Origin of the sequence: Roseibium sp. MMSF_3412, assembly GCF_030733265.1 — a bacterium.
In the GTDB taxonomy this organism is placed as follows: domain Bacteria; phylum Pseudomonadota; class Alphaproteobacteria; order Rhizobiales; family Stappiaceae; genus Roseibium.
On record NZ_JASHJI010000026.1, the window covers coordinates 36136 to 48893 of the forward strand.

Genomic DNA, 12758 nt, shown 5'->3' on the forward strand with positions numbered 1-12758 from the left:
TGTTAGGCCTTTAGAAGAAGGGATCGGTCATGGCAAAGATGAACGCTGCCGTTGTTCGTGAGTTCGGGGCGCCGCTTGACCTGTGCGAGGTTGAAAAACCGGAGGTCAAGGACGGCAAGATCGTCGTGAAAGTCGTGGCATCGGGTGTCTGCCACACCGATCTGCATGCGGCAAACGGCGATTGGCCGGTGAAACCGAGTCCGCCCTTCATTCCAGGACACGAAGGCGTCGGGTTTGTCGCAGAAGTCGGCGCTGGGGTCACATCCGTGAAAGAGGGGGACCGGGTCGGTATTCCCTGGCTTCATTCGGCCTGCGGGCATTGCAGGCATTGCATGGGCGGCTGGGAAACGCTGTGCAACGATCAGCAGAATACCGGCTACAGCGTGAACGGCGGATTTGCAGACTATGTTCTCGCGGACCCGGATTATGTCGGGCATCTCCCGGACAGGCTTGAATTTGCGCCTGCCGCGCCGGTTCTGTGCGCAGGTGTGACCGTCTACAAAGGGCTCAAGGAGACGGATACCAGGCCGGGGCAAACGGTGGTGATTTCCGGCATTGGCGGGTTGGGGCACATGGCCGTTCAATATGCCAAGGCCATGGGACTGCACGTGATCGCGGTCGATATTGCCGACGACAAGCTGAAGCTGGCCAAGTCTCTGGGAGCAGACCAGGTCATCAATGCGATGGAAACCGATCCGGTGGCGGAAGTGCAGTCTGGCGGCGGTGCCGAGGGCGTTCTTGTGACCGCGGTGGCGGGCAAGTCGTTCGAGCAGGGCGTCGGGATGCTGGCACGGGGCGGGACGATGAGCCTCGTCGGTTTGCCGCCCGAGGACTTCCCGCTGTCCATTTTCGACACCGTCCTGAACCGCAAGACCATCCGTGGATCCATCGTCGGAACGCGGCTCGACCTTGCCGAGTCGCTGCAATTTGCCGCCGAAGGCCTTGTGCAATCGCACTACACGGAAGAAACGCTCTCAGACGTCAACAGCATTTTCGACCGGATGAAAGCAGGCACGATCGATGGAAGGATCGTCATGGCGATCTGAGCGGATCTGAAAAAAATCAATGGCCGGCAGCTCTCAAGAAGACGCCGGCCATCGGTTGGTCACGTCGTCAGGCTTTTGCCTTCAGCACGTCCCGGATTTCGGCAAGAAGTTCCTCGGTTGTCGGCCCCTTCGGTTCTTCCGGTGCGGGCTCTTCCTCGGGCGTGGCCGCGTCCTTGATCCGGTTGACGGACTTGACCAGCATGAAGACGACCCATGCGATGATCAGGAAGTTGATCACTGCCATGATGAATGCACCATAGGCAAAAACGGATGCGCCGGCTTCGCGCGCGGCTTCAAGCGAAGCTCCCGCGGGTACTTCCCCGGCGAGAACCGCGTAATTGTTGGTAAAGTCGACGCCGCCGGATACCAGTCCGATGATGGGGTTTATGAGATCCCCGACAAGCGACGTTACAATTGCGGTGAACGCGGCGCCGATGATGATGCCGACCGCCATGTCCATGACATTGCCCTTGGCAATGAAATCCTTGAATTCATTAATCACAATTCCCTCCAACCCTATTTTCGCAACCGGTTCCCGTCCGGCCCTGCGGATGCGAAGCCTACTAAAAATTTACAGTGCTGTATTGTTGGAATGCGCCAATCCCTTGGCCTTGCGAACGTGGGGAACCCTTCCGCATCAACATCAGATCTGCGCTCGGACACCAGAATTTCACAATCGCTTGTCAGGCTTCACCGGATCGAACCGATAGGAGAAACCCCATGCAGCTGTTTTCCACCCGCACGGCCTTGTTGGCTTGCTCCGCTCTTTTCCTGGCAAGCCTGCCCCAAAATGCGATGGCGGATTGTGCCGCCGATATCAGCAAGGTCGAGTACGCAATCGATCATGCCAAGCGCACGGGCATCGATATTACCGACGCCGAAAGGATGCGGGCTCTGCTTGAAGACGCCAACAAGGAACGCAAGGCAGGCAACGAAAACAAGTGCCAGGAACTGATCAACGAGGCGAAGCGAATGGGCAATGTCGAGTGATGCACGAGGTCTGGAAACACGACCTTCAGAAAATCGATCAAACACAAAAATATCGATAAAAAATTTGAAAAGATAAAATTATCGTCTATCCTGATCACAAAATCGGGAGGACATGATGTTTGATATGATTAAATCGGCCGGTCTCGCGTGCGGACTGCTTTTCTCGGTATCGATGGCGCAGGCGGAAGAGCTGCGCATCGGCACGGCGAGCCTTGGCGGCGCCTTTTACCCGATGGGGCAGAGCATCTCCAACCTGGTGAACAAATATGCGGGTGGAGATATCACGATGGTGCCGGTCGTCACCGGCGGATCGGTCCAGAACCCGCGTCTCATCGATAGCGGCGAGGTTGAGATCGCGATAACCAACAACAATCTCGCTGTGCTGGCCGTCAACGGGAAGGGCCCCTACAAGACCGGCGCGATCGAGATGAGCGCGGTTGCGGCGCTGCACCCGAGCGTGTTGCACATGATCGTGCTGGAAGGCTCGGACATCCAGACCATCGAGGACATCAAGGGCAAACGCGTGGCCGTCGGTCCTGCGGGGGGCGGTACGCTTGGTTTCATGAACTTCCTGCTGCCGCTTCACGGCATGTCCATGGATGACATAACGCCGAGTTTCCTTTCCTATTCGGACGGCTTCAGCCAGCTGAGCGACGGCAATGTCGACGCCGCCTTTGCGCTCTCTGGGTATCCGGCCGGCGCGGTGATGCAGGCCGCGGCAGGCAACAAACTGCGCTTCATCAGCTTTTCGGACGGCATCCTTGACAAGGCCTTGGAAAAGAACGGTGCGTTCAAAGCCGTGGAAATCCCGGCGGATGTTTATGGCACTGCTGAACCCGGGACTGTGATCGGCGTCAACAACATGCTGATCGTGCCCAATACGCTTTCGGCGGATGTCGTCGAAAAGGTCGTGTCGTCGGTGTTCGATAATCTTGAGGAATTTCAGGCGGAAAACGCGAATGCGAAACAGATCGATCCGGCGAATTCCCTGAATCTTGCCATTCCGCTGCACGAGGGTGCGGCACGCTACTTCAACAAATAGCGTCACCGCAACGATCGTGAACGAACGCGGGCCCGCTCACGAGGGCTCGCTTCCCGACCCGGCAAGAGGGCGTCCCGGTGACGAGCCACAATTTCCGAAAGGTGTTCATCAGCAAAGAGGCCGCGGTTTACACCGCCGCCCTTTGTCTCGGGCTTTTCCATCTTGCCGTCGTTTCCGGCGTGGTCTCTATCTCGACCATGCCGCTTCGGCTGATCCATGTCGCCATGGCGTTTTCGCTCCTGTTCGCGCTAAGGCCAGCAACCGCGCGGCTGGCAGGCACGAAGACGGATCTGGTTCTTTCGCTGTTCCTGATTGCGGCCGCGATCGGCGCGAGTGCATGGCTGTTGTCACGCTGGAAGGCGATCGCCTTCAGCGGCGGGCTGACGACAGACGGGGACTATTATGCAGGGTTCGTCATTCTTGTGCTGGTTTTCGAGGCCGCCCGCAGAGGTGTCGGGCTGGTGCTGGCCCTCATAACACTGGTCTTCTTCTGCTATCCGTTTGTGAGCCCTTATCTTCCGGGGATACTTAGCGGGCGCGGATATGGGCTGGAACGCATGGTCCTGTTCCTGACGACCGACACCCAGGGCGTTTACGGCATTCCCATCGGCGTTGCCGCCACCTACATCATCGTCTTCACCATATTTGGCGCAATGCTGTCGCGTTTCGGCGCAGGGGATTTCTTTTTCGAGATTTCCATCCGGCTGACGAAGGGCCTCAGGGCCGCGAGCGCCAAATCCGCCGTGCTATTCTCGACGCTGATCGGCATGGTGTCCGGATCCGCCGCAGGGAATGTCGCAGTTACCGGCACAGTGACCATCCCCATCATGAAGCGCGAAGGCTATCAGCCGCACCAGGCAGGTGCGATCGAGGCCGTCGCATCGACAGGCGGTCAGCTGATGCCACCGGTCATGGGGGCCGCCGCCTTCATCATGGCCGAGATCGTCGGTGTTCCCTATACCTCCGTCATGGCGGTCGCGATCCTCCCCGCATTGCTGTTCTTCGGGTCCGCGTTCTTCGTGGTTCATCTCCAGGCGGTGCGCTCCGGCATCTTGCCGAGGGAGACGGATCAGAGCGATGGGCGGCCGCTGCATGTTGTGCTGTTGGAAGGGGCGCCCTTTATCGGGGCGTTCACCGTTCTGCTTGCGTTGATGCTCGCCGGGTTTTCGCCGTTCAAGGCGTCGCTCTGGGGCATGGGGGTTCTGATCGCACTTTATGTCGCCAGAACGCGCCGCATCGACAGGGACCTGATTGCAAAAACTGCCGGAAGCATCTCGGAAGGTGCGCGCAACGTCATCACGATTTCGGCTGCCTGTGCCGCCGCCGGCATCATTTCCGGTACGCTCGGGATCACCGGACTTGGCTCCAAGATTGCGCTGCTGATCGACGTTGCCTCCAACGGCTACCTCATCCTGGCACTGATGTTCACGATGATCGCCTCGATCGTTCTGGGCATGGGGCTGCCGACAACGGCGGCCTACCTGATCCTGGCAACCGTGGTCGCGCCCGCGTTGGTCAAATTGGGTGTGCCGATGCTTACCGCGCACTTCTTCGTTTTCTACTATGGCTGCATCTCGACCATCACGCCGCCGGTGGCCCTTGCGTCCTATGTTGCCGGCGGCATTGCCGGTGCAGACGTCAACAAGGTCGGCTGGACCGCGGCCTCCTACGCGCTCACGAGCTTTGTGCTGCCTTTTGCCTTTGTGTTTGGTCCCGGCCTCCTGATGCAGGACGGTGTTGCCGCGAATGCGCTTGCCATCGTCACGGGGTTCGCCGGCGTGGGTGCGGTTGCCGCCGGTGTTATCGGCTGCGCGATCCGTCCGCTGTCCGGCCTGAACCGGGCGGCTGCGCTTTGCGCAGGTCTTTGCCTTCTGGTTCAGTCCTGGCCGACGCTGGTCCTCGGCCTCGTGCTTCTCGCCTACCTGCTGATCCAGCAAAAGGCGCTTCCCCAAATGTCCCTGAAATCCTGAAACGAGCGAAACGGATATGGCAAGAGAATTCAGACGTGTGGTAACCGGCCATGACAAGAACGGGGTTGCCATTGTTGAAAGCGACGGCATTGCGACCCACAGGCTGCAAAGAGAGAACCGGCCCGGCGTCACGCTGACCAACTTCTGGCTGTCTGACGGAACGCCGGCGGAATATGACGGCCCTGTCGAAACCTGTGAAGGACCGTTTGTCCTTCATCCGCCGCAAAACGGCAGCGTTTTCCGGGTGGTCGAATTCATGCCGGAAGATCCCGAAGTCATGAAGACGCTGGACGGGAAGGCGGCTTTTGCGGAAATGGGCGCGGGCGATAATGTCGTGCAGGACGCGCGGCATCCCTGGATGCACCGAACCAACAGCGTCGACTATGCGGTCATCCTCACAGGCGAGATCTACATGCTGATGGATGAGGAGGATGTGCTCTTGAAGGCCGGCGATGTGGTTGTCCAGCGCGGCACCAATCACGCCTGGTCAAACCGCGGCACGGAACCATGTTCAATCGCCTTCGTCCTGGTTGATGGCGTGACCCAACGCTCAGCAGAGCCGGAAGACCTGAAAGGCATTCCGAAGAGATAGAGCACCCGGGCGACAGCTCATTTTTCAATCCGGAGAGGATCATCACATGCGCATAAACGGACCGTGCCTTGTCTTTCTGGCGATGACCGTTTCATTGCCGGCGCTTGCCGAAGCCCCCGATCTCAAGACTCCCGCGCCGGTGATTTATCTCGCCGACAATCTCGACGAGGCCGACAATCTCGGCTGGTGTATCGACACGCAAGGGCGCGGGTTCGGTGAAAATCTCCATGCCCATTCGTGCAAGCCCCGGGGAGGGGATGTTCAGTTCACCTTCGACGCGGCATCCGGGCAGATCCGTTCCGTTGCCTTCGACGGTAAATGCATGGAACTGATTGCACCGGGAGATCCTGCGATAGCCTTCGGGTTGCGCGACTGCGCCGACGGTAAGGCGGAGCAGGTGTTCGCCTTCGATCCGGCGAGCGGGCACATCACCCCCGGGAGCCAGCCCGCGGATTGCGTTGCTGCCGGGGCAGCGAGCCGGGCTGCCGGCCCGTTCATGTCTCGTGACCTGATCCTTGCTCCGTGCGAGACTGCCGATCCTGCAGTCATCACGTGGCGCGAAAGGAAATAGGCGCGCTCAAGACCCTTTTCGACGGGCAGTTGTCAAGCGCGGCAGGATCAGGCCTGTTCGCCGATCAGGTCCCGGCCCATCTGCGCAAACAGATCCAGGTAGTCGAGCATGACCCAGTTCTCCATGATCTTGCCACTTGCGCATCGGTAGAAGTCCATGACGCGAAGCGTGAGCGCCTTGTTGGTGGCCGGAACGCCGATATAGTCGCCCTTGTGGGTCATTGTCATGGAAGGCCAGCCGCTGACAGCAGCATAGTTGCCGTCGCCGATCCGGCAATAGTGGTTGCCGCCGACACGGTCGGGAAACGCCGTCAGAAAGGACGCCCGGTGATCCTTTTCAAACCCGCTCCAGCGGTAGTTTGAGCCGATCCCGCCCGGTCCGTACCAGAGCATGTCTTCATGCCAGTAACCGTCGTCGCCGGTCTGACCCTTGGACGTGAAGTTTTCAGGGTCGAAGGCTTTCAGGTCGGCCAGCATCGCCTCGCACAGGTCGAGGGTTTTCTCGCCATCTCCCTGACCCACGGGAACCACGCCGTCATGGGTCGCCGGGCCCGGGAAAAGCATCTCCGTTCCGAGCAGACGGGGCAGGGGGAATCGCTCGGCCTGACGCATGAGGTCGATCAGGTCCAGGATGATCTTGGCTTCCGAGATCCGCCCGTCCTCTTCTACGCGGTAGAATTCGCCCGAACGCAGAAACACCAGATGGTTCGACGGTTTGACGCCGAAGAGCGGCTTTTCGAAATTGCCGAGATAGTGAGTGAAAGATGCACACCAGTGGCCGCCGGGCTCGCGCCGGTTCGGCCCGCCGATAAAAATCTCGTCGCGGCGGCGTACATGCGAGAGAGCCTCTTTCAGCGGCTCGAAAAAGGCATCGCGAACGCTCTCGCGCCCGGTCAGACGGTTCACCGGGTGCGCGACATCGAAGGTCACGTCTTCCTTCAGGTGCCGGGCGAGAAGGTCGCCGGTCTCATGCACCGGTGAGGTCAATACTGTGTTCAAAAAGCCATGGGGAGCGAGCCGGAAATCGGACATTGGATACCTTGCGAGTTTCAGAGCTATGAAGGTATAGCAACAATTTTGCATTCGTATGCAAAAAATCGTTGCCAAAGTCTTTTTGCTGTGTCTAGCTGTTTTGCATAGGAATGCAAAATTGGTCTGAAAACAGTCGAAGAGGGGATGGCTGTGGCAGAAATTCAGCTCAAGAATGTGTCGAAGCGGTGGGGATCCTTTGTCGGCGTCGACAATTTCGATCTCACGATCGCCGACCGTGAGTTTCTGGTACTTCTCGGCCCGTCCGGCTGCGGCAAGACGACAACGATGCGCATGATCGCCGGACTGGAAGACGCGACCGGCGGCGAGATCGTTATTGGCGACAGGGTCGTGAACGACCTCGATCCGAAAGACCGGGATATCGCCATGGTATTCCAGTCCTACGGTCTTTATCCGAACATGAATGTCTACGAGAACATTCGCTTTCCCCTGAAAGTTCGCAAGGTCGACCCGGCAACGCATGATGAACGCGTGCGCCGGGCAAGCGCGATGGTCGAACTGGACGAGTTTCTGCACCGCAAGCCTGCGGAACTTTCAGGCGGTCAGCGCCAGCGTGTCGCGCTCGCACGTGCGATCGTGCGGGAGCCGAATGTGTTCCTCATGGACGAGCCGCTTTCGAACCTTGACGCAAAACTGCGCGTGTCGACGCGGGCGCAGATCAAGAACCTCCAGCACGAGCTCAAGGTCACCACCATCTACGTCACGCATGACCAGATCGAGGCGATGACGCTGGCTGATCGGGTCGTGGTGATGAAGCGCGGGATCATCCAGCAAGTGGGCTCGCCAACCGAAATCTATGATCGCCCTGCCAACACGTTCGTTGCCAGCTTCATCGGGTCGCCGGCGATGAACCTCATGCAAGGCACGCTTGCCGGGGGCACCTTTACCGGCGAGAACGTGACGATATCCGGTCTGAATGCGCCTGACGGTCCGGTCACGCTCGGTTTCCGTGCGGAGGATGCGGCGGTTGCCGGTTCGAGCGCCGAGGCGGAGATCAGCGCTCCCGTCTATACGATGGAACTCCTGGGCGATGCCACGATGATCACGGTGAAAGCCGGCGGAGCGCTGGTGTCGGTCAAGGCCAACAAGGACTACCGCATCGAGATCGACGAGACGGTCGGTTTGCATATTCCGGCGGAGATCTGCCACCTTTTCAATCATGAGACCGGCGCGCGCATCGACGCGTAAGCCTGTCCGGACCCGGCGCATAGCCGAAAACCAGAAGAGCGCCACAGGGCGCATGGAACAGCAGGGAGACCTGACGCATGCTCAAGAAACTTCTTCTCGCCAGTGCAATGACACTGGCAGTCACGGGTGCGGCAAGCGCGTGTGATTTTGAAAATACGACGCCGGTGAAATCGCTCTCCGCCGGCTTTGAAGCCTGGAAGGCGGTCACTTCTTTCATGGCCAAGTGCGGCGATTTCGAAGCCGAACTTGACCAGGAGTTCCGGACCAAACAGCCAGCGGCTTTCGCGGCCGATCCGTCGCTTTACCAGATCGGTGGCGTTGCTAACGGGACGCTGGTTCCGTTGCTCAATGAAGGCACGATCCGTCCGCTTGACAGCCTGATCGAGAAATACGGTCAAAACCTCACGGCGAACCAGCTCATCAAGATCAACGGCGAGACCATGGCCGTTGCCATGATGGTCAACGCGCAGCACCTGATGTACCGCGAAGACATCCTCACCGATCTCGGTATTCCGGTTCCCAAGACCTATGACGAAGTGCTGGCAGCGGCAGCCAAGATCAAGGACGCGGGCGTCGTCGACTATCCGATCGGCGGCACGTTCAAGACCGGCTGGAACCTCGGCGAGGAATTCGTCAACATGTATCTGGGCATGGGCGGCGAGTTCTTCGGTCCGGACAATTCGGCAACCATCGACAACGAGCAGGGCGTTGCATCGCTCGAAATGCTCAAGAAGCTGACCGAGTACATGGATCCGGAATATCTCGTCTCCGACAGCACCTATGTCCAGCAGCAATTCCAGCAGGGCAAGATCGCCATGGCGAACCTGTGGGCGAGCCGTGCCGGCGCAATGGATGATCCGAACGAGTCCCAGGTCGTCGGCAAGGTCAAGATGGCCGGTGCACCGACAGCAAATGCCCGCGCAGCCTCGACCCTTTGGTGGGACGGGATCGTGATTGCCAAGAACGCATCGGACGAAGAGGCAGAAGCTGCTTTCCGTGTTGCCATGAACGGCATGACGCCGGAAATGGTCAAGGCAAACAACGATGTCGCCGTCTGGCTGGTTGAAGGCTACGAGCCGGGTCCGCTTGCACTTGGTGTGGTCCAGACGGCTGAGGCCGGCGCGCTGCCCTATCCGGCAAGCTCGCAGATGGGCCTTATGCACACCGCGCTTGGAAACGGTGTCGCCGACTATCTGACCGGCGCCAAGGATGCCCAGACGACGCTGAAGGATATTTCCGCGGCGTACACGACCTCCGCCAAGGAAGCCGGCTTGATCAAGTAAGCCGCTGACGCCTCCGCGAAGGGCGTTCGCGCCCTTCGCCCTGGAGCGCTTCTGAAGAATTCGGGGCGGCCAGCCACGTATTCCTCAAAAGGCCTCCGGCCACGATCACCGCGCGTTTCAAGGGAGGGCAGCATGAATGCCAAGACCTTTGCCGCCTTTGTCGGCCCGTCCATCTTTTTGATGCTGCTTTTCATTGCTGCGCCGCTGATCAGCGTGTTCATGCAAAGCTTCTATATAACCCAGCCCGTCTTCGAGACGGTGCAGGTCGAAACCTGCACGCCCGGTTTTCCGAACCAGACCTGTGTGACCGAGGAAAAGGTGCAACCGGTCCTGGGCGAGGACGGTAAAGTGATAACCACCGTCAAGTATGTCGGCCTGGAAAGCTACGTGAACGTTCTGGAACCCGATCGCGCCTGGGCGGCACTGAAGGCGTTGGATTTCGGTTCCCTGCTGACGATCGATTTCTGGAAAGCCCTCCGCTTCACCTTGACCTTCACGCTGGTAACGCTTCCGCTCGTGATCGGCGTCGGGCTGGCGATCGCAATAACAGTCAACAACGCCACCCGCATGATACGCGGCCCCATCATCTTCATTTCCCTGTTGCCGTTCATCATCACACCGGTGATCGGCGCGCTGTCGATCCGCTGGCTTTTCATCGGTGACGGCATCATGACCGCGTTTCTGGAATGGTGGCTCGCGCGCGACATATCCATGTTCGCGCAAGGCTGGACGATCGAACTCCTGATGATGTTCTACCGGGTCTGGCACGTGGCGCCATTTGCCTTCGTGGTCTTCTATGCCGGCCTTCAGACCGTCAACCAGGATACCTTGGAATCGGCCGTGATCGACGGTGCCAGCCGCTGGGAACGGCTCCGGTATGTCGTTATTCCGCACCTGATGCCGTTGATTGTCTTCATCTCGCTCATCCACCTGATGGATTCCTACCGCGTCTTTGAGGAGATCGTCGGGTTCTCCAGTCAGGCGTACAGGATCTCGCTGCAGTGGCTGACCTACGATCTGCTTACGCCTGACGACAGCGGCAACCGCTCCATCTCACGCGCCTCTGCAAGCGCAATGCTCACCATGATCGGAATTGTCGTGCTGCTGGTGCCGCTCCTGCGCAAGACCTGGCGCGATCACAAGGGGGGACGGGTATGAGTTCGCCGAAATCCATGCAGCAACCGATGGCGCTGCGCCTTTCCTCTGCCGGTTTCCTTGCTTTCTGGTGCCTCCTGGCGTCGTTCCCGATCTTCTGGATCGCGGTGATGAGCTTCAAGGATCCGATCGATGCGTTCGCCTCGAACCCTCTCAGCGTCATCTTCGGGCCGGAAACGGTCGCGACCGGGCGGGGCCTGTCGATCGTCAGCATCGTCGTCGGCGCTGCCGTTCTCTGGTACACCGTGCACCTGGCCGTTACCAAACTTCCACGCGTGGTGACGCAACTTACGCCGCCGGAATTGATCGTGCCGGGCTGGATCATCGGCGCGGTGGTGTTTGCGCTCGGTTTCCTGATCGTTTTCTTCGGTATTCTGCCGCCGGTCCTGGGTGTTCTGAATTCGGTGCTTGGTCCCCTCGGCAAGCCGATCCTCGGGCTGACGACCGAGCATTACCAGGCGGTCTGGGCCGAGAATGCGTTCTACGAGAATTTCATCAACTCGCTGATCATTACCGTCGGGGTTGTCACGGTATCGCTTACCGTCGGCACGCTGGCCGGCTACGGCCTGGCCCGGTCAGGTTCCAGCCTTGCCTTCTGGATCCTGATCGTCGCACTGGTGTTCCGGGCGCTGCCGCATTCGGTTCTTGTTGCCGGTTACCTTCCGCCCTTCATCAATTCGGCGGAAATCCTGCGCCCGATCCTCGGGGAGGCGGCACCGACGCTCTACGGCAAGCCGTGGGCGGTGATTGCCGTGCTGGTCTCCATCAACCAGCCGTTCACGATCTGGATGCTGCGTTCATTCTTCCAGAACATCCCGAACGAGCTGGATGAAGCGGCGCGCGTCGACGGCTGCACCCATTTCCAGGCGTTCAGGTGGGTGATCATGCCGGTCATGTGGCCAGGGGTCATTACGACCGGGCTGTTCAGCTTCCTCCTGGCCTATAACGACTATCTCGTCTGTTCGCTGCTTCTGGACGCCCAGAACCAGACGATGGTCCCGGCTATTGCGGGCTATTTCAACCGCGAGACGACGACAACCGACCAGGTTGAAGCCGTGGCCGCCGCCGTTTCGATCATCGCTCCGCTGTTCCTGCTGATCATGATCTTCCAACGCCAGATCGTCAGCGGTCTGACGGCCGGTGCGGTGAAGGGCTAGGCCATGCGCTCTTTTGAAACACACGTTCCTAAAGGTGAAACATGAAGGGTTCGCGTCCCGAACAGGCTGTGCTGAGCCGCGACACGGATATGAGCAAGACGGATGATACGCGCCGTGTCATCGAAGACATGGTCGATGGACTCAACGACCATCGGATCGCCGATATCGGGGAGTTTTTCTCCGACGGCTTCCGCTGGCTCGGCAACACAGGTTGCGGCACCAAGACCGGGTTGAAGGAGTTTCAGGACAATTGGCAAAAACCGTTCCAGGCAGCTTTTTCCGACAAGGTGTGCGTTGACGAGGCCCGGCTCTACATGGGCGAGTGGGCGGCTGCGTTCGGGCGTCAGGAGGCAACGCATTCAGGCGAATTCATGGGGCTTGCACCGACCGGAAAGAGGGTTGAGATCCGCTACATGGATTTCTGGAAGGTCGTCGACGGCAAGATTGTCGATAACTGGGTCATGGTCGACTTCCCGCATGTTCTGGCGCAACTCGGCAAGGATGTTTTTGAAGGGCAGGGCTGGGAGGCCTTCGACCGTGGCGAGCGCAACCCACCTGCGCCGACCAAGGCCGCCTGAGTTTGGATTACGTAGTATTTCGTGCAGCGTTGTTTGTTGCTTGAAGTTTCTGCATACGTATGCAAATTGAATGGAAAAGACGGGTGCTGCGGTGAAAAGAGACCTTGAAAAACTGGTCCGCCGGCGCTTTGAAAGGG

General features: G+C 59.2%; 13 protein-coding genes. 11 read left to right on the forward strand and 2 right to left on the reverse strand.

Features of this window, described 5'->3' with window-relative positions; translation table 11 throughout:
- The first annotated feature begins 29 nt into the window (after positions 1-29).
- On the forward strand, positions 30-1046 hold the full coding sequence (gene adhP / locus RBB49_RS27935) for an alcohol dehydrogenase AdhP (protein WP_306146261.1): 1017 nt from the start codon (positions 30-32) through the stop codon (positions 1044-1046).
- A 67-nt stretch (positions 1047-1113) separates the two neighbouring features.
- Here the strand turns inward: adhP and mscL are convergent, their stop codons facing one another.
- A complete protein-coding gene (gene mscL / locus RBB49_RS27940) occupies positions 1114-1548 on the reverse strand; it encodes a large conductance mechanosensitive channel protein MscL (RefSeq protein ID WP_306146262.1) in 435 nt (144 codons plus the stop codon).
- A gap of 218 nt (positions 1549-1766) precedes the next feature.
- Here mscL and RBB49_RS27945 point away from each other — a divergent pair, with 218 nt between their 5' ends.
- The 5 genes from RBB49_RS27945 to RBB49_RS27965 all read left to right on the forward strand — a co-directional run bounded on the left by RBB49_RS27945 (position 1767) and on the right by RBB49_RS27965 (position 6211).
- Positions 1767-2036, forward strand: a complete 270-nt coding sequence (locus RBB49_RS27945) for a hypothetical protein (RefSeq protein ID WP_306146263.1) — start codon at positions 1767-1769, stop codon at positions 2034-2036.
- Positions 2037-2151: 115 nt separating this feature from the next.
- On the forward strand, positions 2152-3078 hold the full coding sequence (locus tag RBB49_RS27950; RefSeq protein ID WP_306146264.1) for a TAXI family TRAP transporter solute-binding subunit: 927 nt from the start codon (positions 2152-2154) through the stop codon (positions 3076-3078).
- A gap of 77 nt (positions 3079-3155) precedes the next feature.
- Positions 3156-5048, forward strand: a complete 1893-nt coding sequence (locus tag RBB49_RS27955; RefSeq protein WP_306146265.1) for a TRAP transporter fused permease subunit — start codon at positions 3156-3158, stop codon at positions 5046-5048.
- A 16-nt stretch (positions 5049-5064) separates the two neighbouring features.
- A complete protein-coding gene (locus RBB49_RS27960; protein WP_306146266.1) occupies positions 5065-5640 on the forward strand; it encodes a cupin domain-containing protein in 576 nt (191 codons plus the stop codon).
- Positions 5641-5686: 46 nt separating this feature from the next.
- Positions 5687-6211 (forward strand): ricin-type beta-trefoil lectin domain protein, encoded by a 525-nt coding sequence (locus RBB49_RS27965; protein ID WP_306146267.1) that lies wholly within the window; start codon positions 5687-5689, stop codon positions 6209-6211.
- 47 nt (positions 6212-6258) lie between these two features.
- Here RBB49_RS27965 and RBB49_RS27970 read toward each other — a convergent pair whose 3' ends face one another.
- Positions 6259-7197 (reverse strand): ester cyclase, encoded by a 939-nt coding sequence (locus RBB49_RS27970; protein WP_306146268.1) that lies wholly within the window; start codon positions 7195-7197, stop codon positions 6259-6261.
- 195 nt (positions 7198-7392) lie between these two features.
- On the opposite strand from RBB49_RS27970, the gene RBB49_RS27975 reads away from it, so the two are divergent.
- The 5 genes from RBB49_RS27975 to RBB49_RS27995 all read left to right on the forward strand — a co-directional run bounded on the left by RBB49_RS27975 (position 7393) and on the right by RBB49_RS27995 (position 12621).
- The gene (locus RBB49_RS27975; RefSeq protein WP_306146286.1) at positions 7393-8448 is read left to right on the forward strand and encodes an ABC transporter ATP-binding protein; all 1056 of its coding nucleotides are present in this window, start codon (positions 7393-7395) and stop codon (positions 8446-8448) included.
- A gap of 77 nt (positions 8449-8525) precedes the next feature.
- Entirely contained in the window at positions 8526-9731 is a 1206-nt protein-coding gene (locus RBB49_RS27980) for an ABC transporter substrate-binding protein (protein ID WP_306146269.1), read from the forward strand.
- Between the two features lie 132 nt (positions 9732-9863).
- Complete coding sequence (locus RBB49_RS27985) at positions 9864-10889, forward strand: carbohydrate ABC transporter permease (RefSeq protein WP_306146270.1); 1026 nt, start codon at positions 9864-9866, stop codon at positions 10887-10889.
- On the forward strand, positions 10886-12043 hold the full coding sequence (locus tag RBB49_RS27990) for a carbohydrate ABC transporter permease (protein ID WP_306146271.1): 1158 nt from the start codon (positions 10886-10888) through the stop codon (positions 12041-12043). The genes RBB49_RS27985 and RBB49_RS27990 overlap by 4 nt, the downstream gene beginning before the upstream one ends.
- A gap of 41 nt (positions 12044-12084) precedes the next feature.
- The gene (locus RBB49_RS27995) at positions 12085-12621 is read left to right on the forward strand and encodes an ester cyclase (RefSeq protein WP_306146272.1); all 537 of its coding nucleotides are present in this window, start codon (positions 12085-12087) and stop codon (positions 12619-12621) included.
- Positions 12622-12758 lie beyond the last annotated feature (137 nt).